Source organism: Planococcus circulans, from assembly GCF_020023385.1.
In the GTDB taxonomy this organism is placed as follows: Bacteria; Bacillota; Bacilli; order Bacillales_A; family Planococcaceae; genus Planococcus.
The window spans coordinates 1-23,183 of record NZ_JAIQCL010000002.1 but is presented as its reverse complement, the minus strand read 5'-3'; the positions used below and the strand labels follow the sequence as shown (position 1 = coordinate 23,183).

Annotated in this window: 25 protein-coding genes and 1 riboswitch; of the genes, 6 read left to right on the top strand and 19 right to left on the bottom strand. The window is 45.5% G+C overall.

The annotated features are described in order from the left end of the window. Positions 1 to 7: 7 nt before the first annotated feature. Positions 8 to 1,171 carry a sulfate adenylyltransferase gene (gene sat, locus K8U60_RS04390; protein WP_223634970.1) on the bottom strand — a complete coding sequence of 388 codons (1,164 nt, stop codon included), beginning with the start codon at positions 1,169 to 1,171 and terminating at the stop codon, positions 8 to 10. Positions 1,172 to 1,305: 134 nt separating this feature from the next. Continuing rightward, positions 1,306 to 1,411, bottom strand: a riboswitch (SAM riboswitch). Between the two features lie 233 nt (positions 1,412 to 1,644). Here sat and K8U60_RS04385 point away from each other — a divergent pair. Then, positions 1,645 to 2,277, top strand: a complete 633-nt coding sequence (locus K8U60_RS04385) for an NAD(P)-binding protein (protein WP_223634966.1) — start codon at positions 1,645 to 1,647, stop codon at positions 2,275 to 2,277. A gap of 49 nt (positions 2,278 to 2,326) precedes the next feature. On the opposite strand, the gene K8U60_RS04380 is transcribed toward K8U60_RS04385, so the two are convergent. Together K8U60_RS04380 and K8U60_RS04375 are read right to left on the bottom strand one after the other, a co-directional pair. Beyond that, positions 2,327 to 2,845, bottom strand: a complete 519-nt coding sequence (locus tag K8U60_RS04380) for a YehS family protein (RefSeq protein ID WP_223634963.1) — start codon at positions 2,843 to 2,845, stop codon at positions 2,327 to 2,329. Between the two features lie 118 nt (positions 2,846 to 2,963). Further along, the gene (locus tag K8U60_RS04375) at positions 2,964 to 3,176 is read right to left on the bottom strand and encodes a hypothetical protein (protein ID WP_223634960.1); all 213 of its coding nucleotides are present in this window, start codon (positions 3,174 to 3,176) and stop codon (positions 2,964 to 2,966) included. 196 nt (positions 3,177 to 3,372) lie between these two features. Between K8U60_RS04375 and K8U60_RS04370 the strand changes: the two genes are divergently transcribed. Next, positions 3,373 to 3,888: a CarD family transcriptional regulator gene (locus tag K8U60_RS04370; protein WP_223634957.1), complete on the top strand. Its 516-nt coding sequence runs from the start codon at positions 3,373 to 3,375 to the stop codon at positions 3,886 to 3,888. 84 nt (positions 3,889 to 3,972) lie between these two features. On the opposite strand, the gene K8U60_RS04365 is transcribed toward K8U60_RS04370, so the two are convergent. Further along, entirely contained in the window at positions 3,973 to 4,437 is a 465-nt protein-coding gene (locus K8U60_RS04365) for a MarR family winged helix-turn-helix transcriptional regulator (protein ID WP_223634954.1), read from the bottom strand. A gap of 176 nt (positions 4,438 to 4,613) precedes the next feature. On the opposite strand from K8U60_RS04365, the gene K8U60_RS04360 reads away from it, so the two are divergent. Beyond that, positions 4,614 to 6,023: a GH1 family beta-glucosidase gene (locus K8U60_RS04360; RefSeq protein WP_223635995.1), complete on the top strand. Its 1,410-nt coding sequence runs from the start codon at positions 4,614 to 4,616 to the stop codon at positions 6,021 to 6,023. 84 nt (positions 6,024 to 6,107) lie between these two features. Here the strand turns inward: K8U60_RS04360 and K8U60_RS04355 are convergent, their stop codons facing one another. The 6 genes from K8U60_RS04355 to K8U60_RS04330 all read right to left on the bottom strand — a co-directional run bounded on the left by K8U60_RS04355 (position 6,108) and on the right by K8U60_RS04330 (position 11,916). After that, positions 6,108 to 6,395 (bottom strand): PTS sugar transporter subunit IIB, encoded by a 288-nt coding sequence (locus tag K8U60_RS04355; protein ID WP_223634953.1) that lies wholly within the window; start codon positions 6,393 to 6,395, stop codon positions 6,108 to 6,110. Then, positions 6,392 to 7,756 (bottom strand): PTS galactitol transporter subunit IIC, encoded by a 1,365-nt coding sequence (locus K8U60_RS04350; RefSeq protein WP_223634949.1) that lies wholly within the window; start codon positions 7,754 to 7,756, stop codon positions 6,392 to 6,394. Before K8U60_RS04350 ends, K8U60_RS04355 begins: the two co-directional genes overlap by 4 nt. A gap of 72 nt (positions 7,757 to 7,828) precedes the next feature. Next, the gene (locus K8U60_RS04345) at positions 7,829 to 8,281 is read right to left on the bottom strand and encodes a PTS sugar transporter subunit IIA (protein WP_223634945.1); all 453 of its coding nucleotides are present in this window, start codon (positions 8,279 to 8,281) and stop codon (positions 7,829 to 7,831) included. Positions 8,282 to 8,662: 381 nt separating this feature from the next. Then, on the bottom strand, positions 8,663 to 9,409 hold the full coding sequence (locus K8U60_RS04340) for an aquaporin (protein ID WP_223634942.1): 747 nt from the start codon (positions 9,407 to 9,409) through the stop codon (positions 8,663 to 8,665). A gap of 393 nt (positions 9,410 to 9,802) precedes the next feature. Beyond that, positions 9,803 to 10,804: a tRNA dihydrouridine synthase gene (locus K8U60_RS04335; protein ID WP_223634939.1), complete on the bottom strand. Its 1,002-nt coding sequence runs from the start codon at positions 10,802 to 10,804 to the stop codon at positions 9,803 to 9,805. 266 nt (positions 10,805 to 11,070) lie between these two features. After that, entirely contained in the window at positions 11,071 to 11,916 is an 846-nt protein-coding gene (locus K8U60_RS04330) for a DegV family protein (protein ID WP_223634936.1), read from the bottom strand. 281 nt (positions 11,917 to 12,197) lie between these two features. Between K8U60_RS04330 and K8U60_RS04325 the strand changes: the two genes are divergently transcribed. Further along, on the top strand, positions 12,198 to 12,962 hold the full coding sequence (locus tag K8U60_RS04325) for an SDR family NAD(P)-dependent oxidoreductase (RefSeq protein ID WP_223634934.1): 765 nt from the start codon (positions 12,198 to 12,200) through the stop codon (positions 12,960 to 12,962). Between the two features lie 192 nt (positions 12,963 to 13,154). Here K8U60_RS04325 and groL read toward each other — a convergent pair whose 3' ends face one another. Then, positions 13,155 to 14,786, bottom strand: a complete 1,632-nt coding sequence (gene groL / locus K8U60_RS04320; protein WP_223634932.1) for a chaperonin GroEL — start codon at positions 14,784 to 14,786, stop codon at positions 13,155 to 13,157. Between the two features lie 31 nt (positions 14,787 to 14,817). Further along, positions 14,818 to 15,102, bottom strand: a complete 285-nt coding sequence (gene groES / locus K8U60_RS04315) for a co-chaperone GroES (RefSeq protein ID WP_006831533.1) — start codon at positions 15,100 to 15,102, stop codon at positions 14,818 to 14,820. Between the two features lie 115 nt (positions 15,103 to 15,217). Here groES and K8U60_RS04310 point away from each other — a divergent pair, with 115 nt between their 5' ends. Then, on the top strand, positions 15,218 to 16,153 hold the full coding sequence (locus tag K8U60_RS04310; protein WP_223634930.1) for a CPBP family intramembrane glutamic endopeptidase: 936 nt from the start codon (positions 15,218 to 15,220) through the stop codon (positions 16,151 to 16,153). Positions 16,154 to 16,230: 77 nt separating this feature from the next. Here the strand turns inward: K8U60_RS04310 and tatC are convergent, their stop codons facing one another. The 3 genes from tatC to K8U60_RS04295 form a co-directional block, all read right to left on the bottom strand. Then, complete coding sequence (gene tatC / locus K8U60_RS04305; protein WP_223634928.1) at positions 16,231 to 17,016, bottom strand: twin-arginine translocase subunit TatC; 786 nt, start codon at positions 17,014 to 17,016, stop codon at positions 16,231 to 16,233. 12 nt (positions 17,017 to 17,028) lie between these two features. Beyond that, the gene (locus K8U60_RS04300) at positions 17,029 to 17,223 is read right to left on the bottom strand and encodes a twin-arginine translocase TatA/TatE family subunit (protein WP_146558198.1); all 195 of its coding nucleotides are present in this window, start codon (positions 17,221 to 17,223) and stop codon (positions 17,029 to 17,031) included. Between the two features lie 90 nt (positions 17,224 to 17,313). After that, entirely contained in the window at positions 17,314 to 17,946 is a 633-nt protein-coding gene (locus K8U60_RS04295) for a redox-sensing transcriptional repressor Rex (RefSeq protein ID WP_223634926.1), read from the bottom strand. Positions 17,947 to 18,078: 132 nt separating this feature from the next. Between K8U60_RS04295 and K8U60_RS04290 the strand changes: the two genes are divergently transcribed. Continuing rightward, positions 18,079 to 20,013 carry an ABC-F family ATP-binding cassette domain-containing protein gene (locus K8U60_RS04290; protein ID WP_223634924.1) on the top strand — a complete coding sequence of 645 codons (1,935 nt, stop codon included), beginning with the start codon at positions 18,079 to 18,081 and terminating at the stop codon, positions 20,011 to 20,013. A 380-nt stretch (positions 20,014 to 20,393) separates the two neighbouring features. Here the strand turns inward: K8U60_RS04290 and tsaD are convergent, their stop codons facing one another. From tsaD to tsaE, 4 genes are read right to left on the bottom strand one after another with little or no spacing between them, the layout of a single operon-like run. Continuing rightward, the gene (gene tsaD, locus K8U60_RS04285) at positions 20,394 to 21,413 is read right to left on the bottom strand and encodes a tRNA (adenosine(37)-N6)-threonylcarbamoyltransferase complex transferase subunit TsaD (protein ID WP_223634922.1); all 1,020 of its coding nucleotides are present in this window, start codon (positions 21,411 to 21,413) and stop codon (positions 20,394 to 20,396) included. Continuing rightward, positions 21,406 to 21,861 (bottom strand): ribosomal protein S18-alanine N-acetyltransferase, encoded by a 456-nt coding sequence (gene rimI / locus K8U60_RS04280; RefSeq protein WP_223634920.1) that lies wholly within the window; start codon positions 21,859 to 21,861, stop codon positions 21,406 to 21,408. Before rimI ends, tsaD begins: the two co-directional genes overlap by 8 nt. Then, the gene (gene tsaB, locus K8U60_RS04275; protein ID WP_223634918.1) at positions 21,858 to 22,553 is read right to left on the bottom strand and encodes a tRNA (adenosine(37)-N6)-threonylcarbamoyltransferase complex dimerization subunit type 1 TsaB; all 696 of its coding nucleotides are present in this window, start codon (positions 22,551 to 22,553) and stop codon (positions 21,858 to 21,860) included. Before tsaB ends, rimI begins: the two co-directional genes overlap by 4 nt. Beyond that, positions 22,550 to 23,002 carry a tRNA (adenosine(37)-N6)-threonylcarbamoyltransferase complex ATPase subunit type 1 TsaE gene (gene tsaE, locus K8U60_RS04270; RefSeq protein WP_223634914.1) on the bottom strand — a complete coding sequence of 151 codons (453 nt, stop codon included), beginning with the start codon at positions 23,000 to 23,002 and terminating at the stop codon, positions 22,550 to 22,552. Before tsaE ends, tsaB begins: the two co-directional genes overlap by 4 nt. Positions 23,003 to 23,183: the final 181 nt, after the last annotated feature.

Here is a 23,183-nt window from a genome sequence, read left to right as displayed (position 1 = left end):
CTTCAACTTAGTTACTTACTACGGTCTCCCGCAAGCCTTTGATAAGGACATCCGCCACTTCCGGACGGGAAAATTGTTTCGGGGGCTTCTCCCCGTTGCGAAGCAATTCACGTACTTTCGTACCGCTCAAATGAACATGATTTTCTGCCGTATGCGGGCAGGTTTTGGCTGTTGCCATGTTTTCGCATGCATTGCAGTAGAATGAATGCTCGAATTTGAAGATTTGAATGCCCAGTTCGTCTTCGAACTGGCTAATGAATTCCTGCGCTTCGTATGTGCCGTAATAATCGCCGACACCGGCATGGTCGCGCCCGACGATAAAATGTGTGCAGCCATAGTTCTTGCGGACGATGGCGTGAAGAACCGCTTCTTTCGGTCCCGCATAGCGCATTGCTGCAGGATAGATGGCTAGGCGCGCACGATCTGCAGGATAGTAATGCTTCAAGATGACCTGGTAGCTTTCCATCCGCACCGCCGCTGAAATGTCGTCGGATTTCGTTTCGCCCACAAGTGGATTCAACAACAATCCGTCAACCACTTCCAATGCCGCTTTCTGGATGTACTCATGTGCCCGGTGCACCGGGTTGCGTGTCTGGAAACCAACAATCGTCTTCCAGCCAAGATCCTGGAACAACTGGCGCGTTTCAACCGGATCCAAATGGAATTCCTCGAATTCGCTGTGATCCGGGCGATTCAATAAGGTGATCGGTCCGGCCAGGTACACATCGCCGCGTTCGTATAATTTCTTAACGCCTGCATGTGCTTCTTCCGTCGTTCCGTAGATTTTTTCCGCTTCCAACCGTTTGTCGTAAGCGTATTTCTCCTTCAGTGCGAGCGTTCCGTAAATCACACCGTCTTCGCCTTTCAGCGCAATTTCGTCGCCGACTTGGTAGCTATCCGCTTCTTCTTTGGTGACCGACAGTGTAATTGGCACGCTCCAAACCGTGCCATTGCTGAGGCGCGATGTATGTACCACACTTTCATAATCTTTTTGTCCAAGGAAACCGGTCAATGGGCTGAAGCCTCCGATGCCGATCAGTTCCAGATCTGAGATCGCCCAATCCGAAACAAATAATGAGGAAAGCGATTCTGCATTTTTCAAGGCCTTTTCTCTTTCCGTGCCTGTCACCTGTCTGTTTACCAAATCTCCACCGTGTGCTTTACTAGTCATTTCATTACCTCCAAGGTTAGTTTTGAATTGCGCTGTTCATTTCGAACCATTCTGAAACCAAACTTCCAAAGCGTTCGAACAAAAAGAAAAGGACCCTCTTCGACAAGAAGAAGGTCCGGAAAAACAAAACAATCTTCTTATCTTCTAGGCTGATGAAGCCTATTGGAGTTAGCACCGTTTCCTTATAGGAGGGTTGCTGAGACATCAAAGGGCCAATCCCTCCGTCTCTCTTGATAAGAACGCCTATTCAATTTTAATGAGAATTGTTTGAAATGTTTGATTTCACAAAGTATATAATAGACTATTCCGAGTGTCAAACTATGTTTTAAGTTTTTTTAGACTTTTTTCCAGGAAAGCTGCCCTGCCAATGGCTAGCGCAAGTAAAATTATTTTGATTAGCTGATGAATGGTTTCTGTTCGACGCAGAGAGGAATATTTTTGATAGTATTAGGAGAGTTAAGGAGGCGGAGAAGATGACGGTAATTCCCATCATGATTGAGTTGGCAGAAAAAAAAGTGATTGTAGTGGGCGGCGGACGCATCGCCAAACGGAAGCTGAACACTTTACTGGACAGTGGAGCTGTGCTGACCGTAATCAGTCCCGCCGTGGCACCGGAAATAAAGCAGTGGGCTGAAGAAGGGAAAATCCAATGGAAACAAAAAAACTTCGACTCAAAAGAGGCCGAAGAGGCTTTCATGATGATCATCGCCACCGATGATCCAGTTGTCAACGCGGCCGCCAAAGAAGCTGCACCTCCGCACTGCCTGATCAATGCTTCCACTGAAGCCGAGTCTGGAAATATCCATTTTCCGGCTCATTTGAAAAGAGGCAAATTGAGCATCGCGGTTTCAACGAATGGCGCCAGCCCTATGCTTGCGAAAAAAATCAAGCAGGATCTGCAGACTCAGTTTGACGAAAGCTACGAACACTATCTTGAATTTCTTTTTGAAGCCAGACAACTCCTGAAACAAACACAGCTTTCTAAAAGCCGGAAAGAAGAATACTTGCGCAACTTTCTTGCTGAATCGTTTATGCAGGAAGAGACTCAGCAAGAGACTCTCCATGAATTGCAGCTGCTCGCAACTGAAAAAAAGGATTCGGAATAACTCTTCCCGAACCCTTTCAATCCTACCGCTTATAGATCTGTTAACCAGATTATTTTCTATACTTGATCGCCAAGCCCTTAAGGAAGTTCCGTGCGTAGCGATCGCCGCATTCTTTATAGTTTTTGTGGCCTACTTTCCGGAGCAATGCACCCAGCTCGCCTCTTGATACGGTCACACCCGCCAAATCCCAAATCTCCAGCATATCTTCACTGGTGAGCTGCAAGGCGATTTTCACTTTCTTCAGCAATAGGTTGTTGGAGCGCTCGTTCGTCAACGCTGGAACTTCTGGCTGACCCGCTTTCGGCTCCTGACGCCCTCGTTTGAAAATGATGAAGCCATTCAAGAACGACTCAAACAGATGATCGTCCGCTTTGATGTAATCGTCGGTTTCCTGTTCGGCCCAGATGCTGTCATTGTCCTCCTCATCGCTTTCAGGCGTTTTCGTCAGCACTTTCAGCACTTCTTCCTTGCTCAGTTCAACGCCGCCCAATTTGAAGATTTCGACCATGTCATTGTTTTTTATATCCAGCGCATAGCGCAGTCTGATCAATAAATCATTATTATCCATTGTATTTGCCTCCTGTTAAGTTCCGGTGATAGTCCATATCCACAATAAATCCACTACTAATAATAGCACATTATCGCGCATCAATCAGACTTACCTGAAGACAGCAAAAAAGACAGTTTCAGGTGACTGTCTCATGGCTTTCTTTATTTTTCACTGCTTTTAATTGCTTCACTTTATCCTGCAGATCCATGATGATTTTAAGGGACTCTTCATCGTCTATTGACTCTTCGTAGAAAAACTGTAAATCCCGCTCCATGTCAGCCAAGCGCTCATTATAATGCTTCAGTTTTTCGGCGATGATCAAACGCTTTGCTTCTTCTATCGTCTTCATTGTTCTTATACCTCCACTTTGGCAGCCCGTAAGTCGCCTCGTATTATAATTCCCTGCTTCTGCCTGTTCTAACCCAGTTTTTCATGACATTTGTATGTCTTTTCAAAAGCGTTCCACTTAATTGTCAACTAAGTTTACAATTAAGTGAACTTGTGTTATAATAAAGGAAGTTGAGATATATTTTAGGAGGAAAAAAATGTTCACTATTGGAGACCACATCATTTATTCCGCCCATGGCCTATGTAGAATTGACGATATTCGTGACGAAACAGTTTCAGGGGTCACGAAAAAATATTATAAATTGCATCCTTTGGAGAATACCTTAGTGACCATCAGCACACCTGTCGATAACGAGAAGGTGGTCATGCTGAAGCTCCTCCAGAAAGAAGAAGCCCTTGCTATCGTCGAAAGCTTTAAACAGGATGGGGCCGAATGGGAAACACAGCCAAACTCACGGCTGAAGCAATATTCCGAGCTCATCAATTCAGGAGATCGCCTGCAGATCGCAAAAGTCGTCAACACCTTGATGCGCAAAAAATTCGATGCCCAGCTTGAGAAGACGACACTTTACGAACGCGACTACAAACTGCTGAATAACACGCAGATCATTCTCTTCAAAGAACTTGCCCGCGCTTTGGACACCAGCTTTGAAGAAATCAATAAGCAGATCAATGACCTGATCAAGAATGATCAACCGCTTCCCACCTCATAAAAAGTCCATATTGGACATTCCTTATAAAAAAGAACGCCCTGCTTCATCAATGGATTGATGAAGCAGGGCGTTCTTCAGTTCGGGTTAGATTCCCCAATCGGCTCTTAACAGATCTTTGAGGGCTTTCATCTGGTCCTTGCCGATTTTTTCTGCAATTTTATTTTCCAGCTGAATTTTCAGCGCTTCGTGTTTCTCGTAGTATTCTTCTCCTAAAGCCGTTAAGCGAATGCATTTTTCTTTTCTATTGTTCTCCACATTCTGCACTTCCACCAAACCTTTGGCTGCCAGGTTTTTAATGAATTTATGAATCGCTTGGCGGGAAATGTCCACATTTTTAGTGACAGATGCAATGGTGGGCTGTTTTTTATAGATTTTGGCCATGATATACCATTCAGAGTTTGAAATATGGATTTCGCTTGCGTCATTCCATGCGCTTTCCGAAATTCTCCGTGTTGCGATATGGCGCTCGCTCAATAAATCAATCAAATCCAAGTTCTGTAATTCCACGTCCGGGGTCAAACGGTTCACTCCTATCATCTTCTTCGCCATTTAATATACCCATTCCGTTAAGCGAAGTCAATTTGTAGAAATACTTATGCACGGTGGAAAGAATTGCTTCAAGTTCCTCCACACGCCTTTATTTCTCGCTCTCTGCTCTCTATTGCTATAATTCAATTAACAAATGCAGATGGAGGGCTTTTACTATGAAAAATGACGATATTCCACTGAAGTTTCCACATGACTTTTTATTCGGCGCAGCTTCCGCTTCCTATCAAGTGGAAGGCGCCGCCAGTGAAGACGGCAAAGGGCCGACCAACTGGGACGTCTTTTCCAAGATTCCCGGCAAAACATTTGAAGGAACAAACGGCGATATCGCCGTCGACCATTACCACCGGTATAAAGAAGACATCCGCTTAATGGCGGAGATGGGCCTGGAATCGTATCGTTTTTCCGTCTCCTGGGCGCGTATTTTTCCTACAGGTGATGGGGAAATGAATGAAAGAGGCCTGGAATTCTACAACAACCTGATTGATGAATGCCTGAAATACGGCATCGTCCCCTTCGTGACGCTATATCATTGGGATCTGCCGCTGACGCTTGAAGAAGATGGCGGCTGGACCAATAAACGGACAGCCAGAGCGTTCGTCAACTATGCGGAAACCTGTTTCCGTTCTTTCGGCGATCGGGTCAAACATTGGATCACCTTCAACGAAACCGTCATGTTCTGCGGGTTGGGCTATTTGAAAGGCGCCCATCCGCCAGGCATCCAAAACGACGAAAAGAACTATTTCCAAGCAACCCATAACGTTTTCTACGCCCATGCCATGGCAGTCGAGTCCTACAAAAAGCTGAAGCAATACGGCGAAATCGGCATTACCCACGTATTCCTTCCAGCCTATAGCGTCGACAATCGCGAAGACAACATGAAAGCTGCACAGCACGCCAACGAATACGAGACCAACTGGTATTACGATCCCATCTTAAAAGGCGAGTATCCTCCCTATGTGGTCAAGCAATTGGAGGAAAAAGGATGGACCCCCGACTGGACACAGGAAGAACTGGACACCTTGCGGAGAAATGCCGACAATAACGATTTCATCGGACTCAATTATTACCAGCCCATCCGAGTGGAGAAAATCCATGAAGCGGTTTCTTCGATAGAACACTCAAGAGAAACCTCCACCTTGGTTCCCGGCAGCCCTTCTTTCGATGGCTATTACCGGACAGTCAAAATGGAGGATAAAACCTATACCAAATGGGGCTGGGAAATCTCGCCGCAAGGATTTTTGGACGGGCTCCATATGCTGAAAGCGCGCTACGGCGACGTCAAAATGTATGTTACAGAAAACGGGCTGGGCGATGAAGACCCGATCATCGATGGCGAAATCGTCGATGTCCCGCGCATCAAATACATTGAAGAGCATTTGAAGGTCATCAAGACTGCCATTCGTCAGGGCATCAACTTGAAAGGCTATTACGCCTGGTCGGCCATCGATCTGCTGAGCTGGCTGAACGGCTTCAAAAAACAATACGGTTTCATCTACGTCGATCATAAAGACGGACTGAACCGTAAGAAAAAGCTTTCGTTCCATTGGTATAAGCATGTGATTGAGACGCGTGGGGAAGAGCTCTAAATCCTCTAACCCCAAAATAAAACCATCCCGTTGTGAAATGAATCGATTTCGCAACGGGATGGTTTTTCTTTCGAGCAGTATGCATTACTCGCGCTTGATCTCAGCCAATACTTTATCGTACATGCTATCGACGCCGATGCCGGTCAACAGCGGCACCCCATCGATCACTTTGTCTTTTATCTTATCCGGCACTAAGGTAGTCGACAGCACGACATCGTATTCATCAATCCGCCCAATTTCATCGCTGACTTTCGACTGATAAATCTTCACTTCCTGGCTCAAGTCATTGTCCTTCAGCCATTGCTCCACTTTTCCTTTCACGACGGTCGAAGTCGCGATTCCTGTTCCGCACATGATCAATAACTTTTTCATTTAAGTTCCTCTCCCTCTCCTGTTGCTTCTGTTTGTTTCTGTCGTCTTGGTTTGATTTTGTTTTGATAAATCAGTCCGAACAAAATCAATAGCCCCAATCCGATCATGCCATACCAGCTGAGGATTCTCGGAATCCAGACGAATACGAAGGTTGTCCAAACCGCTCCATCGATCAATGACGAAATACTGGTGTTCTCGCCCATCTCAAAGTTCGAAGCAATCGCAGCTTCTGTAAACAGCGGCGCAATCCACGTGGCAATGTAAAAACCAATTCCGATGTATATCGATCCACCGATTACGGTTCGGATGATGTTCCCTCTGAAAATCGGAACCATCAAACAGATCAGGAATGGAATGGAAGCCAGATCCGCAAACGGCAGAACGGAATTTCCCGGCAGCAAGACGGCCATGAAAATGGTGATCGGCACAATCAGCAAAGCCGAGGACAGTACTGCTGGATGCCCGATTGCCAAGGCACTGTCCATCCCGATGTAGAGATCTCTTCCCGGGAAACGTTTTTTCACAAATTCGCCTGCTGCCTCCGATACCGGTATCAAGCCTTCCATCAATAAAGCGACCATTCTCGGAAGCAGGACCATGACGGCCCCAGTCTGAATGGACAATTGCAGGATGCCGGGAACATCATACCCAGCCAATATTCCGATCAGAATCCCGATCAATACACCGATGATGGTGGAATCTCCGAGGATCCCGAGTCTTTTTTGAATCGATTCCGGATCGGCCTCCAGCTTGTTGAAACCGGGGATCCGGTCAAAAACCCAGTTCATCGGCATCGCAACAAAAGCAGATGGTGCAGAGGTTCCATGCGGGAACGTGATGTTCTGAAAACCGTAAAATTTCTCGATGTGCTTCGCCAGGACGTCTGCCATCAAATACAGAAGCATCAAGTGAACGATAATGGTCAAAAGCCCCAGCCAAAAATCCCCGGTCAAAGCATAGACCAACGAGCCAGTGAACGCCACATGCCAAAAATTCCAAATATCAACGTTCAGCGTTTTGGTCAAACCGAATGTCAGGAGGAGAATATTAACGCCGACCCCCAATGGAATGGCGAGACTCCCCAAAGACGTACCATAGGAAATAGCAGAAGCTGCCGGCCACCCTACATCGATGGTGTTTAATTGAAATCCAAAATTATCGACCATTGATTGCGCGGCCGGCCCGAGGCTTGAAACAAGCAGTCCGATGACCAGGTTGATGCCCACAAACCCGATCCCGACGATGATGCCGGCACGCAGCGCTTTACCGGGCTTGGTTCCCAGCACTAATGCAAAGATAAAAATCAAAATCGGCAGTAAGACAGAAGCACCCAGATCCACGAACCATTGTAAAAATCCCATCAACTTCACTCCTCGACTTATATTTTAATCTATCGAAAGAAAAGGCTTATTTAAGGGAATATGCCGTGATTTTTATACTTTGTCTTCAACTAATTCATTCAGTTCGTCAACGCTTTTGATTTGGGCCAGCTTTGAGACCATTTCCGGGTCTTGTATCAATTCCATCAACTTCTGCAGCATTTCCAATTGGTCATCCGGACTTTTTAAAGCGAGCATAAAAATCAGCTTCACCTCGACCAGTTTATCGTCTGTTCCCATCATCAGGAACTTGACCGGGTTCTTCAAACTGGCAAAGGCGATTGTTGATGTATGGATCATATCGCCGTCTGTATGGGGAATCGCTACGCCAAAAGGCTCTGTCGGCAACCCTGTTGGATAGTTTTTCTCTCTTTCGAGTATGCTTTCGATGAAATTTTCTTTAACATAGCCTTGTTCGATCAGCTTGCTGCCCAATAACTGCAATGCCTCTTCTTTTGAAGTCGCCTCCAATTCAATAATCGCCAGTTCCTTTTCTACTTTCATCATCCACGCTCCTTCTCCGATTTTCGCATCAACAGAAAACGATAACTCACTATATGTATAAACAGGATGTACGGATCACGATTTTCTACCCTAAAAACTCTTTTACAAATGTTCTTTCTCAGCACATTTGATATCACCCTTATTATAAAAGCGCTTTCAAAATAAATCAATACAGAATACAGAATAATCAGTTAATTAAATAAAGAACTGACTTCTGTTTTTTAAAAAGACCGTTTAGAAGTACTCCTTGAACTTCCAAACGGCCTTCTCCATTATTCCATTTCCTACATGAGTTTCAGCTTTTTCATCAGGAATTTGTGAATGGGGAAGGTTCTTTCAGACAGAAAAAGACTGCTTCCCATCGAAATGGGAAACAGTCTTTTTTTACTTGTTGGCTAGGTCGATATCCGACTCTCCAGCTACTTCAATACCAGTCTCTTCTTTTACCACAAAGAAAGACTTAAAGACAATGGCTGCAAGGGCGGCTCCGACAAGAGGAGCTAAAATGAATACCCATAATTGAGCCAGTGCATCTCCACCCGCAAAAATTGCAGGAGCCAGACTTCTTGCCGGGTTTACAGAAGTACCCGTCAGCGGAATACCGATAATATGCACCAAGGTCAGCGTTAAACCAATGACAATTCCGCCCATGTGGGAAGTTGCCTTACTAGAAGTCACGCCCAAAATGGCAAGGACAAAGATGAAAGTAAGGATGACTTCAATGACAAGAGCTCCTGGCAGATTTAAACCCACAGCACTCAATTCGCCATAACCGTTTGCACCAAATCCTTCTAAGCTTATCGAACTTGCCACGACAAAGGCCAGGATCGAACTCCCAGCAAAAGCACCCAACACCTGTGCAACGACATAACCACCAAACTCTTTAACGGTTATATTCCCCGATATCAGTACGGCCAGTGAAACTGCCGGATTGACGTGGCATCCCGAAATATGCCCGATGGCATAAGCGCCTGCAACAATCGAAAGCCCAAAGGCAAGTGCAATGGCTAGAACCCCAAGAAAGCCTGTGTCCGTTCCCCCTGTGTAACCGCCCAATACAACTGCTGTGCCTGTACCCAAGAATACCAATATAAACGTACCGATAAATTCAGCCAAATACTTTTTCATCACGAAACAACTCCTTCTTCTGAATGAATTTCTAAAAGACTTTGCTTTCTTTCATTACATTGAAGCTGAAGTGCTTGGGATTCAAAATATTCCCTGATTCTTTACACCTGATCTGCGACGTCATTTATGACCGATTCGTACACTACTACCGTTTCCCTAAACATATTCAAAAAAAATGAATTCATTCCACTATCTTTCAGATCGATTGTACCACATTCCCCTTCCAATTAAGCCCCATATTTCCCTGGCCTTTCTTCTCCTCCATATTGTATGGAAGGAAATCCATCGGGTTTCTCGGCAAAAAAAAAGCCTCGCGTCCATTTGTTAAATGGATGCGAGGCCTAGAGATTCAACTAAACTTGGTCTTTATTGATAACATTAACTGGTATTCGAAATTCAGCTGTTTTCTACAGGCTCTGCCAGCTGCTCTGCTTCTATCGAAGCCTCGAAGTCATTGAGCAAGGTACGCACTTCGTCTGTCGTTTCCGTATACATCAATTGGTTTCTCAGCTCACCGACTCCACGGACGCCGCGGACATAAATCTTAAAGAAACGGCGGAGCGGCTTAAATGCGATCGGTTCGATATCTGTGGAATATTTATCATGCAGATCCAGGTGCAGCCTCAACAGATCAAACAATTCTTTGCTGTCATGTTCTCTCGGCTCTTTTTCGAAAGCAAATGGGTTATGGAAAATCCCCCGTCCGATCATGACGCCATCGATGCCGTATTTATCGGCGAGCTCTTGGCCTGCCTGGCGATCTGGAATGTCGCCGTTGATCGTAAGAAGCGTATCCGGCGCTATCTCGTCGCGGAGTTTCTTGATTTCCGGAATGAGTTCCCAATGTGCAGGTACAGCACTCATCTCTTTTTTCGTCCGCAAATGGATGGATAGGTTGGCGATGTCCTGCTCCAATACATGGGTCAACCAGCCTTTCCATTCCTCCACATCGGTATAGCCGAGACGCGTCTTGACGCTGACAGGCAATCCGCCCGCTTTGGCCGCCTGGATAATTTCAGCAGCATTATCCGGGTAATTGATCAGTCCGCTGCCTTTTCCTTTGGCTGCTACGTTCGGCACTGGACACCCCATATTGATATCGACACCTTTAAAGCCCTGCTTCGCCATACCGATACTCATTTCCCGGAAATGCTCGGGTTTATTGCCCCAAATATGGGCCACCATCGGCTGTTCGTCTTCCGTGAACGTCAAACGTCCCCGCACACTGAAAACCGCTTCCGGATGACAATAACTTTCGGTATTCGTAAACTCCGTAAAATACACATCAGGACGCGCTGCTTCAGCCACTACATGGCGAAACACAACATTCGTCACATCTTCCATCGGCGCCAACACAAAAAACGGTTTCGGCAAATCACGCCAAAAATTCTCTTTCATAGTTACATTCCAATCCTTTCATTACGGGATGAAAGGCCAGCCCTTCATCCAAAAGTTCTTATTTCATCTATTCTTACGAACATTAGCTATCAACGATATATAAAGTCATTCCTCTTTTTCTTAACCTTATATAGTTTACACGAATCGTGCCTTTCTGGAAAGTGACGTGTTTTACAAATGAGAAAAGGCGGCTCGACAATTCAAAATTGTTGAGCCGCCTCTTTTTATACTAAGTTTATTCTCATCTGGTTGCCGGGAGATAGGCGTTATTTAGCCAGCCAGCTTAATCCCGTTGTGCCTTCACCCGCATGTACACCTACACATACACTGAGCTGCACCACTTCGACCTTTAAATCCGGAAACTCCTGAAGAAGCTCGTTCTTCCAGATTTCAGCATCAGCGGCATTATTGCAGTGAATAGCTGCCACTTCGGTTACGGTGCCTGCAGCCATATCCGCGCGAAGCGCTTCAGTCACATTATTTTTAGCCCGCTTAATGGAACGGACTTTTTCCTTCATGATGGTTACTCCATCCACAAAAGTAATGACCAGTTTAATATTCAGTAAGTTGCTCAGGAAATTCTGCGTGCCGGAAACACGCCCACTTTTATGCAATTGGTTCAGGCTTGAAGGAATAAAAGATAAATGGGCTTTAGCTGTCATTCCTTCCAGGGCTGCAACCACCTCTTCAACTTCTTTCCCGTTAGCCAGGAGTTCATTTCCGGCTTCGATCATCTTGACCATCGGAAAAGAACCGATTTTCGAATCGATGGGATAAACTTTAAAGTCCGTCATTTTCGCGGCTGACTGCGCGCTTTCAATGGTACCCGAAAGACCGCTGGATAAATGCAGTGCAATCGCCAAATCATATCCTTCGGCTTCCAATTTTTCGTATAAGGCCAGCATCTCTCCAATTGCCGGCTGGGACGTTTTCGGTGAACCTTTCGCTACACGCAATTTATCGTAAAATTCTTCCTGTGTAAGGTCTATGGATTCTCTATAGGTTCCGTCGGAAAATACAACACTGAGGGGCAGGACATGTACATCATGTTTTTGAATGAACGCGTCATTCAACTGTGCAGCTGTATCCGTGATCCAAGCAACTTTTTTCATTAAAAAAATTCTCCTTTTTAAGCAAATCCCTCAAAGGAATCCGCATTCGACTCCTGCTAACTTACATTACGGAGCCGCTTTGGAACCAGTGACAGCTGTCATAAAAGCAGAAATTTTCTAACGGCCGACACAATGTGAACATATTTCATTTAACTCATAAAAACCTTGGATCTCCGAGCGGGGTTCTACGCGCGAAGAATCTCATCACATCATTTGCTTTCCGGTTAATACTAACAGTACGATAGCTGTGTATCATAATAAATTTCAGTGGAGGAATTGGGATGAAATACACCGTCATTACAGGCTCCAGCTCAGGCATTGGATACGAAACCGCATTAGCTTTTGCATCACGAAACAAAAACGTCATTCTGGTCGCAAGACGGGAAGCTCAGCTTAAAGCGTTAAAAAATGAAATCCTTAACATGAACGCTGACCTGGACGTCGTCATTAGAACCGCAGATCTTTCTGAAAGTGAACAAGTTCATGATTTATACGAGAGCCTGAAAGAATACGAGATTGAAACCTGGATCAACAATGCCGGCTTCGGAAACAGTGCGCCGGTTGCTGAACAGGCGGTAAAGAAAATCGAAAAGATGCTTCGTGTAAACGTTGAAGCACTTACAACCCTCTCCACACTTTACACACATGATTATTCCGGCAAAGAAGGCACACAATTAATCAACGTCTCGTCTGACTTAGGCTACCGGATCGTACCAAATGCTGTATCATTCGCTGCAACAAAATTCTACGTGAGCGCCTTTACAGAAGGGCTGGCCCAAGAACTGCGCGATTTGGACTCTCCCATGAAAGTGAAATTACTTGCGCCGGCTATGACCGAAACCGAGTTTGTAAAAACAGCCCGCGAGCTGGATGAGTTCAGCTACAGTGACAATGTCCAAAAATATCACACTGCAAAAGAAATGGCCCACTTCATGCTGGAACTTTACGACAGCGAGAAGACTGTCGGGAAAGTAAATAGCGAGAGCTATGAATTCGAATTAATGGATCCTATTTTTCCTTATACTTCGAAGCGTACAGCTAAGTGATCTAAAAAGCTGCATTCCGAAAAAGTGGAATGCAGCTTTTGGTTTTTTTGGCACAAGCATCGGTGTTAAACCGATGACAATCCCGCCTATGTAGAAGTACCTTACCATTCGATTGCCAAATCCCTTTTTTCACAAAAAAAGAGCGTGAAACCCGATGATATTCGGGTTACACGTTCTCGATTCATTTCTGTCTTACATCATGCCGCCCATGCCGCCCATATCAGGCATTCCGCCCATTGGTGCTGCTGGTTCAGGGATGTCTGCGACTACTGCTTCCGTCGTCAGGAACATAGCTGCAACAGATGCTGCGTTCTGTAATGCTGAACGGGTAACTTTAGTTGGATCGACGATTCCTTCATCCACCATGTTGACCCATTGGCCGTTAGCGGCGTTGAAGCCGATACCGACTTCTTCGGATTTCAGGCGGTGAACGACGATTGATCCTTCAAGGCCTGCGTTTGTTGCGATTTGGCGAACTGGCTCTTCCAGTGCACGAAGTACAATGTTGACGCCTGTTGCTGTGTCGCCTTCCTCTGTTTCAAGAAGTTCAGCCACTTTGTTATAGACGTTGACTAGAGCTGTACCACCACCGGCAACAATTCCTTCTTCTACAGCTGCACGAGTTGAGTTCAATGCATCTTCAATGCGAAGTTTACGTTCCTTCAACTCAGTTTCAGTAGCCGCTCCGACTTTGATGACTGCAACGCCGCCAGCCAATTTCGCTAAGCGCTCCTGCAATTTCTCTTTGTCGAATTCAGAAGTTGTTTCTTCCAGCTGATTGCGGATCTGTGTAACGCGTGCGACGATTTGTTCCTGGTCGCCGGCGCCTTCCACAATGGTTGTGTTTTCTTTCGAAACAACCACTTTTGATGCGCGCCCAAGCTGAGCGATGTTCGTTGTTTTCAATTCAAGTCCAAGATCCTCTGTAATCACTTCTGCGCCAGTCAAGGCAGCGATGTCTTCAAGCATTGCTTTACGGCGGTCACCGAAGCCTGGAGCTTTAACAGCAACAGCATTGAACGTGCCGCGTAATTTATTGACGACCAATGTCGCCAACGCTTCGCCTTCAACATCTTCAGCTACGATCAACAATGGCTTGCTTTGTTGAACGACTTGCTCAAGGATCGGAAGGATTTCCTGGATGTTGCCGATTTTCTTGTCGGTAACCAAGATGAACGGGTTATCCAGAACCGCTTCCATTTTATCTGAATCCGTCACCATGTATGGAGACTGGTATCCACGGTCGAACTGCATACCTTCTACAACATCAAGTTCTGTCGTGAAGCCGCGTGACTCTTCCAATGTAATGACGCCGTCGTTGCCGACTCGCTCCATTGCTTCAGCGATCAGTTTGCCGACTTCTTCATCACCCGATGAAATAGCTGCAACTTGTGCAATCGATTCTTTGCCTTCGATTGGCTTAGAAATAGCTTTCAATTCCGCAAGTGCATTTTCAACGGCCAATTCGATTCCGCGGCGGATGCCAACAGGATTCGCGCCCGCTGTAACGTTCTTCAACCCTTCACGGATCATTGCCTGTGCAAGAACCGTTGCTGTTGTTGTTCCGTCACCAGCGATGTCGTTTGTTTTAGAAGCAACTTCCGCAACAAGTTTCGCTCCCATGTTTTCAAAAGCATTTTCAAGTTCAATTTCTTTCGCGATCGTCACACCATCATTGGTGATGAGAGGCGAACCGAATTTTTTTTCAAGAACCACGTTGCGCCCTTTTGGCCCAAGTGTCACTTTTACTGCATCTGCTAATTTATCTACGCCTTTCAGCATTAAACTGCGTGCGTCTTCACTGAACTTAATATCTTTTGCCATGTTTAGCTTCCTCCTGTGTCGTTGGTTTATTTTAGCCTAAAACTGCTAATATGTCGTTTTCACGTAAAATCAAGTATTCTTTGCCTTCATATTTCAATTCAGATCCTGCGTATTTCGAGAAGATGACGCGGTCGCCAGCTTGCACGTCCAATTCTGTGCGCTGCCCGTTTTCACGGATAAGTCCATTTCCTACAGCGATCACATGGCCCTCCTGCGGTTTTTCCTGTGCTGATCCCGGCAAGACGATGCCGCTTGACGTTTTTTCTTCCGCTTCGATGAGCTCAATAATTACACGATCTCCTAGTGGTCTTAACAATTGAAACACCCTCCTCAAATTATCTAAATGTTCTCGCTTAGCACTCTCAACCTCTGAGTGCTAACCCACTACCAAGTTTAATAAAATCTTCTGTCTTTTGCAAGCAGGAACCATCATGATTTTGATTTCTTTGCGGTTGTTCTTTGAAAGCTCTACAATAGAAAGAGCATCCATCAGTGAAAGGAATTACATCATGCCCACCAAAAGAAAAACTTTTATAGACAATTTTTTAAAAAATGACCATACGTCACGGCCAAAAACCAAAAACAACAACGGCGGCTCCCGCCCGAAATCCCAGGGCAAAAAGACTCCGTTGTATGTATTATTGATTTTCATCGCTGCACAGCTTTCCCCGATCCTGTTCATCGCTCCTACCCTAAGTTACTTTCAGGGACAGGGAATGGACCAAGAAGCCGCGGCTACCGCTACTTCAGGCTGGCTGATCTTCTTGACGATGGGCATCGGCTTCCTTCTTACCTTGCTCGTCATATTCCGGGACAAGCGCTTTTTTGATATTTGGAGAGGCGCGAAGTCCAGTGTCTTCATGTCAGTCGTCTGGGGCCTTCTCGGTTTCCTGCTGCTGCTGATTGGGCAATCGATCGCCGCTTTAATTGAAATGCAGCTTCTTGGCATTGAACCGGGTTCTGAGAATACCGCTTCACTGGTCAACATCGCTGAAGCGGTACCGTTCGCAATCGTATCGATCGTATTGTTTGGACCGATTCTTGAAGAATTGGTTTTCCGCCGCGTCCTATTCGGTTCGCTCAATCAAACGACCAATTTCTTTTTCGCAACAGCCATCAGTGCGTTGGTGTTTGCTTTGATCCATTTTGATTTTACACATTTGCTGCTGTACTTTACTACCGGATTGATCTTGGCATTTCTGTACCAGAAAACCAAGCGCATCATCACGCCCATCATCGCCCATATCTGTTTGAACGGATACGTCATGTTGATTCAACTTAATATGGATAAGATCCTTGAGTTCCAAAAACAGATGGAAGAGCTTCAAACTGCAGGTTTCTTCTTCTTTCAATACCTAATAAAATAGCATTAAAAATGAACGGGCTATGCAGCGTATATGCTGCATAGCCCGTTTTTCTTCAATAAGAAAAAGCCTTCCCCGATTCAATTCGGTGGAAGGCTTTGTTGTTTGATGGCTTCTTGCTGTTCTTCGATGATTTGCTGCTGCTCGGCTTTCAAAAACTTGCGGTAGCCGATTTTGGCGATGATGACACTGAACTCATACAGGATGATCAGCGGCAAGGTCACGATCATATGGGAGACGATGTCCGGCGGGGTGATGAAAGCCGCGATAATCACCAATCCAAGATAGGAATACTTGCGGTATTTCGTCATCAGCATCGGTGTAATGATACCGAGTCTGGTCAGAAACAGCATCAGTACAGGCAGCTGGAAGATCAAGCCGAAGGGCAAGGTGATCTGGAACAGGAACTGGAAGTACTCATTGATGCCGATGGTTTCCTGTATATCCATATTGTCGGAGATATTCAACATAAATCCGATTACGTAAGGAAACAGGATCAAATAGGCAAATGCGATCCCGCCTAAAAACAATATCAGTGAAAACGGAATATAACTTAACGTCGCTCTCCGCTCTTTATCGAGAAGTCCTGGACTGATGAATGCCCAAAACTGATACATGATCAAAGGGGATGTGATGATCAACGCTAAAATCATCGTTACCTGCATGAAGATCTTCAGCGGATCTGTAATTTTGAACGCGTTCAGGGTAAGGTCTTTCGCTTCTTCCGTGTACTGCAGATACTGGATCAGCGGCTGCGCAAGAAAAAAGCTGATAATAATCGCTAATACAAAGAAAACGACTACAATGGTCAGCCGTTTTCTGAGTTCAACTATATGTTCAACTAACGTCATATCTTTTTCTGTCATCAGACAAACATCCTATCGTATTTCCTTTTGCTCGTCTTTCTTTTTCAAATCTACTTTATCGTCGTCATCGTCTACAAGTCCTTTTGTTGCGTTTTTGAATTCACGCAAAGACGAACCGAATGCTTTTCCAAGTTCCGGAAGCTTTTTGGGACCGAAAACTAGCAAGGCAACAACACCGATAATAATGATACTCATTGGACCTGGCATACGTGGCACCTCCTGTATTATGGCTCTATTTTACATCATTAGAGCCGTTTTGGCTATTTGCAAAGGGCTAGTAAATGTGAAGGTTTTAAGTCATTGCTGCTTGATCTGGTAAATCAATGACTGCAGTTCAACTGACAGATCGATGGTCTGTACACGGATATGGTCGGGCACCGAAATTCGCACCGGCGTAAAATTTAAAATCCCTTTGATATCAGTCTTCGCCAAACGGTCTGTCACTTCCTGTGCTGATCGTGACGGCACCGTCAAAATAACCAGTTCTACCCCGTATTCTTTGATTTTCTCTTCAATTTTATCGGGATGGTAGGTATCGATATCGCTGATCTTTTCGCCTTCTTGCGGGCTGTTCGAATCGAATGCGACAATGATTTTCGTATTGTGGTTGCGATGGAAATTATACTTTAAAAATGCACTGCCGAGTCCCCCGACTCCAATTAATGCTACATTGGTGGCTTCGTCCTGATCCAGTGTTTTACGGAAAAAGAGCAGCAGCTCCTGAACGTCATAGCCATAGCCCTTTTTGCCAAGCGCACCCAGATGTGAAAAATCACGTCGGATGGTAGCAGAGTCGATTTTCATCGCTTCGCTCAATTCCTGTGAAGAAATCCTTTTTTGTCCTGCATTCGCGAAGTTTTGAAGGAAACGGTAATATAGCGGCAGCCTTTTGGTCGTGGCTTGCGGAATTTTAGATGTCTCATGTAACATACGCTTTCGCATCCTCCTGAGGTGTTGTCAAATCGCTTTCATCTTACATTAGGAACCTTGATATGTAAAGGCTTGTGCAATTGCGAACAAACGCCCCATCAGCTACACTTAAGAAGAATAGAGGTGACCTACATGATTGTTTTGCAAGTAAATCAAGTCCATAAATCATTTGGCGCGGAGGAAATTCTTTCGGGCGTCAAATTGGAAGTACAGCACCGGGATCGCGTAGCACTGGTAGGCCGCAACGGCGCGGGAAAATCCACATTACTGAAAATCATCGCCGGTGAAATGTCCCACGACAGCGGCGATATCAGCATGCCGAAAGATTTGACGATCGGCTATTTGGAACAACAGACGAATCTCGAATCCGATGCTACCGTCTGGGATGAAATGATGACGATTTTCCAGCATTTCCGTGAGCAGGAAACAAAACTCCGCCGACTGGAAGCGCAGATGGCCGAGCCTGACATATACAATAACCCGGAAGAAAACGACAAGGTCATGAAGGAATATGACCTGCTTCAAACTGATTTCAAAGATGCGGGCGGCTATCAATACGAATCAGACACGCGGGCTATTCTGCATGGCATGAAATTCTATCCGGAAGATTACGACAAGAAAGTCATATCGCTATCCGGCGGCCAGAAAACACGCCTGATGTTGGCGAAGCATCTGCTCAGCAAGCCACAGCTGCTTATACTTGATGAGCCGACCAACCATCTGGACATCGAGACCTTGAGCTGGCTGGAGAACTACCTGAAGAATTATCCGGGTGCTTTGCTGATCGTTTCCCACGACCGGTATTTCCTCGATCAGGTGGTGACGCTGGTCTATGAAGTATCCCGCCACCGCGTCAAAAAGTATACCGGCAACTACAGCCGTTACCTGGACGAAAAAGCCAAGCAATACGAACTGGACCACAAGCAATTCGAAAAGCAGCAAGGCGAAAAAGCTAAGCTGGAGGATTATGTCCAACGCAACCTGGCCAGGGCTTCAACCACCAAAATGGCGCAAAGCCGCAGGAAGACCCTGCAGAAAACCGATTGGATGGATGCCCCCGACGGCAACGAAAAATCAGCCCGCTTCGGCTTCACCATCGACAAGCAAAGCGGCAACGATGTACTGAATGTCCAGTCGCTGAAAATCGGCTACAGCAGCAAGCCGGTGTCCGAAAATATCTCACTGAAGCTTTACCGGCAGGAAAGCCTGGCGCTGGTCGGTCCAAACGGTGTCGGCAAATCGACTTTACTGAAAACCATCATGAAAGAACTGAAGCCGCTCGATGGGGACATCCATTACGGCACCGGCATTCAATTTGGGTATTATGATCAGGAGCAGGCCAATTTAAAGGGCAATAAATTAGTCTTGAATGAATTATGGGATGATTATCCCCTCATCAACGAAAAAGACATACGCGGCATCCTGGGACGTTTCCTATTTACAGGCGACGATGTACTGAAACCGGTCTCCACCCTATCCGGCGGCGAGAAGGCGCGAGTGGCCCTTGCCAAACTGATGATGCAAAAAGCCAATGTCCTGTTGCTCGATGAGCCGACCAACCATTTAGACCTCGACAGCAAAGAAGTGCTTGAAAATGCGTTATTGGATTATCCGGGCACTTTGCTTTTTGTATCGCATGACCGCTACTTCATGAACCGGATCGCCACAAAAGTCATCGAACTCACACAGGACGGAACAACCGAATACTTGGGTGATTACGATTATTACGTGGAGAAAAAACTGGAAGTTGCCGAATTGAAGGCTCTTGATGAAGCCGGTTCAGTAACCGAAGTAAAAGTTGCAGCTCCCGCTTCCACTTCACAAATCGATAAGGAAGCGAAAAAACTGGAACGCCAGCTGGTCCGCCAATCCGAAGAAGTCGAACAGGTTATGGAAAAATTGGATCTGCAAATCACAGACATCGAAGAACAATTGTGTGAACCTGAAATCTTCCAGGACCATGAACGGGTTTTGCCCCTTCAAAATCAATTGGAAGAGCTGAAAGCAGCTCACGAAGAAACGATGACCCAATGGCTTGAACTTCAGGAAAAAATTGAAAATATTTAATTTAAACCGGCTATTAAATTAGCCGGTTTTTTTGTTACTATATATAGGTCAATAGGATATCGTGAAATATTTATTTCCACAGATTTCTCCACAATACTTCGCTTGTCTAATCAACTGTCAACAGGCTTTTCCACATTATCCACAGGTTACGTAAATGTTATACACATAGTTTTCCACTCTAAAGCACACAATATATAGGATAACCACCTTTTACCCCCTAGTTAGTAACAGTTTATTCACAAATTGTGCATAAGTACAAATGTTCTCTATTGACAGAACAATTATGATTTGCAATGTGAAAGTCTGAATTTTATGGTAAAAAAAAGCAAGTAATTTCACACATTTCAGATCGACTGAAATGGTGAAATTACTTGCTTTTACTAAATCCATGACATTAAAGGCATACCTGGACGGCCGTTCATAGCCATCGTGCCATAAAGCCCTTTTTCATACATGATGGTTCCTGCTGCTGCAATCATTGCTGCATTGTCTGTGCATAGAGGTAAAGAAGGAATATAAAAAGGAATTCCTTTTGCTTTGAATGCTGCTTCCAGTGAGTGCCGCAACCCTTTGTTCGCTGCAACTCCACCTGCCGCAATCACTTGACGAACCTCATATTCCTCAGCTGCACGCATAGTTTTTCCAGTTACTACTTCCACTACACTGTTCTGGAATCCAGCTGCCACATGTGCTGGAGCAACCTCTTCCCCGCGCTGCGCTGCATTGTGCATATAATTCAATACGGATGATTTCAATCCACTGAAGCTGAAGTCATAAGAGCCTTCCTCCAGCCAAATTCGCGGAAATGTAACCGCCTTATCAGCCGCATGTGCCAAACGGTCAATATGCGGACCGCCTGGATAGGGCAAATTCAAGGTCCGGGCGACTTTGTCGTAGGCTTCCCCCGCTGCATCATCCCGAGTTTCACCGATTACGGTAAAATCTCCATGCTCTTTCATGTAGATCAATTCAGTATGTCCGCCTGAAATGACCAGTGCAAGAAGTGGAAATTCCATTTCCTGCTCTAACCGGTTTGCGTAAATGTGGCCAGCAATGTGATGGACTCCTACAAGAGGCAACTGGTGAGCAAAAGCAAAAGCTTTCGCAGCATTGACGCCAATCAGTAAAGCCCCAACCAGTCCTGGCCCTTCTGTTACTGCTACTGCATCCAGTCGATGCGGTTCCATGTTCGCCAACTGCAATGCTTCTTCAATAACCAAAGTGATTTGCTCCACATGATGCCTCGAAGCGATTTCCGGCACTACACCACCAAAACGTTTATGACTCTCAATTTGTGAAGCCACAACATTGGAGATGATTTCCGTACCATTTTTCACAACAGAAGCTGCCGTTTCATCACAGCTCGTTTCAATTCCCAATATATAAATGTCTTTATTCATCAAAATTCACCCACATCACTATGGCATCTTCGTAATTGTCCGTATAGTACCGCTTACGGATGCCACCATTTTTAAAGCCTAATTTCCGGTAAAGATTTTGTGCTATTGTATTGCTGACCCGGGCTTCCAGTGTCATGAGGACAGCTCCATGCGCTTTCGCTGCATCAATGGCCGCCTGCATCAAGCCTTCGCCCAGCTTTTTACCACGCTGATCGGGATGAATAGCGATGTTCGTGACATGCGCTTCATCCATTACCAGCCACATTCCACAGTATCCAACAATGCCTTCATCGGTTTCAGCAATTACGTAATAGGCATGCTCATTGCCGATCATTTCATGATAGAAAGCATCTTTGGTCCAAGGCAAAGTAAAAGACAGCGTTTCTATCTCATAGACCTGTTCGATGTCCGCAATCGTCATTTTTCTGAATCTAACTGAGTCGTTCATAGGGCTTGTCCTTCTTGTGCTTTGTTATAATTCGCTTCCGCTTCCGTGATACGGCGATATTCAGGAACAGCGTGATGGACGTCGATTTCCACAGATTCCTGCGCCAGCATAATCAGATTTGATGCCCGCGGCAAACGGTTTTGAACGCTACTAAACTGAGCTGTTTCACCAAGCATTTCACTGATCACTGCTTTATGGAGCACCACATCAACCCCAGTGAACAGCACAGGACGGCCCAATTCTTTGACCTTCGCCAGGAATTCCTTTACATCACTATGCTGGTCGGCCAATACCTGCTCCAAACCAACACCTTCATACAAGCCAATAAAGGCCGTCCCGCGACGAGCATCCATTATCGGGCAAACAAGCCCATCAAATCCGAGCCCGTTTGCAGCAAGCACCTTCAAGCTGGAAACAGTAAGCAGCGGTATTTTCAAAGACCATGCCAAGGTTTTCGCAATGGTCAATCCAATACGGACACCCGTGTATGAACCAGGTCCTTCGGCTACTGCAATATGAGTCAGATCGGCAGGCAGCACCTTGGCTTTTTTCATCATTTCCTCAATTGCGGGCATTGCCGTCAACGAATGATTGATTTTTAAATTTGATGTTTCTTCTATTAAGACCGTTCCATCCTCAATTAGCGCGATCGCCAATGGAGAGTTCGAGGTATCGATTCCAAGATAGATCATAGGTTTAGCTCCCTGCAAATTTTTTCATACCGTCTGCCAATCGGATGCAGGGTTAGCTTGCGCCCTTGCTCTGACTGTCGATTAATGGTTATTTCCAGACGTTCTTTTGGTAAATAGTCTTCTATAAATCTTGCCCATTCAACCACAGATACCGCTTCACTGCTGAAAAACTCATCAAACCCGATGTCTTCATCACTGTTCTCAAGACGATAAACATCGAAATGATTCAGTTCCAATCGGCCAGAATATTGCTTAAGGATGGTGAAAGTCGGACTGTTGACCATCCGTTGAATCTCAAGTCCCTTTGCCAATCCTTTAGTGAATGTAGTTTTTCCGGCGCCTAAGTCGCCTTCCAGCGTCAGCAGATCTCCCGGCTCCAATAAATCAGCCAAAGTGGCTGCAAGTACCTCGGTTTCTTCGGGCGAATTCAATATAATTGTATACGTCATTTATCATGTCACCTCTATTGAGTCTTTACATAGTTTAGCGAAATTACTGCGGTAAATCAAAATATATTGTTTTGCCGGTATTTTTTAATGAAAACAAAAAAATAAACACAGCAGGATCGCTGTGTTCATCATTAAAATTACGGTCCCGACCGGGATCGAACCGGCGATCTCCTGCGTGACA

Excerpts from the sequence above, each read along its gene's own strand:
- K8U60_RS04330 (WP_223634936.1), bottom strand. The coding sequence starts at position 11,916 with ATGAAAAAAGTTGCTTGGATCACGGATACAGCTGCACAGTTGAATGAC.
- rimI (WP_223634920.1), bottom strand. The coding sequence starts at position 21,861 with ATGAACGACTCAGTTAGATTCAGAAAAATGACGATTGCGGACATCGAA.
- K8U60_RS04365 (WP_223634954.1), bottom strand. The coding sequence starts at position 4,437 with ATGGCGAAGAAGATGATAGGAGTGAACCGTTTGACCCCGGACGTGGAA.
- K8U60_RS04325 (WP_223634934.1), top strand. The coding sequence starts at position 12,198 with ATGAAATACACCGTCATTACAGGCTCCAGCTCAGGCATTGGATACGAA.
- tatC (WP_223634928.1), bottom strand. The coding sequence starts at position 17,016 with ATGACAGAAAAAGATATGACGTTAGTTGAACATATAGTTGAACTCAGA.
- groL (WP_223634932.1), bottom strand. The coding sequence starts at position 14,786 with ATGGCAAAAGATATTAAGTTCAGTGAAGACGCACGCAGTTTAATGCTG.
- K8U60_RS04355 (WP_223634953.1), bottom strand. The coding sequence starts at position 6,395 with ATGAAAAAGTTATTGATCATGTGCGGAACAGGAATCGCGACTTCGACC.
- sat (WP_223634970.1), bottom strand. The coding sequence starts at position 1,171 with ATGACTAGTAAAGCACACGGTGGAGATTTGGTAAACAGACAGGTGACA.
- K8U60_RS04350 (WP_223634949.1), bottom strand. The coding sequence starts at position 7,756 with ATGGGATTTTTACAATGGTTCGTGGATCTGGGTGCTTCTGTCTTACTG.
- K8U60_RS04290 (WP_223634924.1), top strand. The coding sequence starts at position 18,079 with ATGATTGTTTTGCAAGTAAATCAAGTCCATAAATCATTTGGCGCGGAG.
- K8U60_RS04335 (WP_223634939.1), bottom strand. The coding sequence starts at position 10,804 with ATGAAAGAGAATTTTTGGCGTGATTTGCCGAAACCGTTTTTTGTGTTG.
- tsaE (WP_223634914.1), bottom strand. The coding sequence starts at position 23,002 with ATGACGTATACAATTATATTGAATTCGCCCGAAGAAACCGAGGTACTT.
- K8U60_RS04295 (WP_223634926.1), bottom strand. The coding sequence starts at position 17,946 with ATGTTACATGAGACATCTAAAATTCCGCAAGCCACGACCAAAAGGCTG.
- K8U60_RS04310 (WP_223634930.1), top strand. The coding sequence starts at position 15,218 with ATGATTTTGATTTCTTTGCGGTTGTTCTTTGAAAGCTCTACAATAGAA.
- K8U60_RS04370 (WP_223634957.1), top strand. The coding sequence starts at position 3,373 with ATGTTCACTATTGGAGACCACATCATTTATTCCGCCCATGGCCTATGT.
- tsaB (WP_223634918.1), bottom strand. The coding sequence starts at position 22,553 with ATGATCTATCTTGGAATCGATACCTCGAACTCTCCATTGGCGATCGCG.
- tsaD (WP_223634922.1), bottom strand. The coding sequence starts at position 21,413 with ATGAATAAAGACATTTATATATTGGGAATTGAAACGAGCTGTGATGAA.
- K8U60_RS04300 (WP_146558198.1), bottom strand. The coding sequence starts at position 17,223 with ATGCCAGGTCCAATGAGTATCATTATTATCGGTGTTGTTGCCTTGCTA.
- K8U60_RS04380 (WP_223634963.1), bottom strand. The coding sequence starts at position 2,845 with ATGGATAATAATGATTTATTGATCAGACTGCGCTATGCGCTGGATATA.
- K8U60_RS04345 (WP_223634945.1), bottom strand. The coding sequence starts at position 8,281 with ATGATGAAAGTAGAAAAGGAACTGGCGATTATTGAATTGGAGGCGACT.
- K8U60_RS04375 (WP_223634960.1), bottom strand. The coding sequence starts at position 3,176 with ATGAAGACGATAGAAGAAGCAAAGCGTTTGATCATCGCCGAAAAACTG.
- K8U60_RS04385 (WP_223634966.1), top strand. The coding sequence starts at position 1,645 with ATGACGGTAATTCCCATCATGATTGAGTTGGCAGAAAAAAAAGTGATT.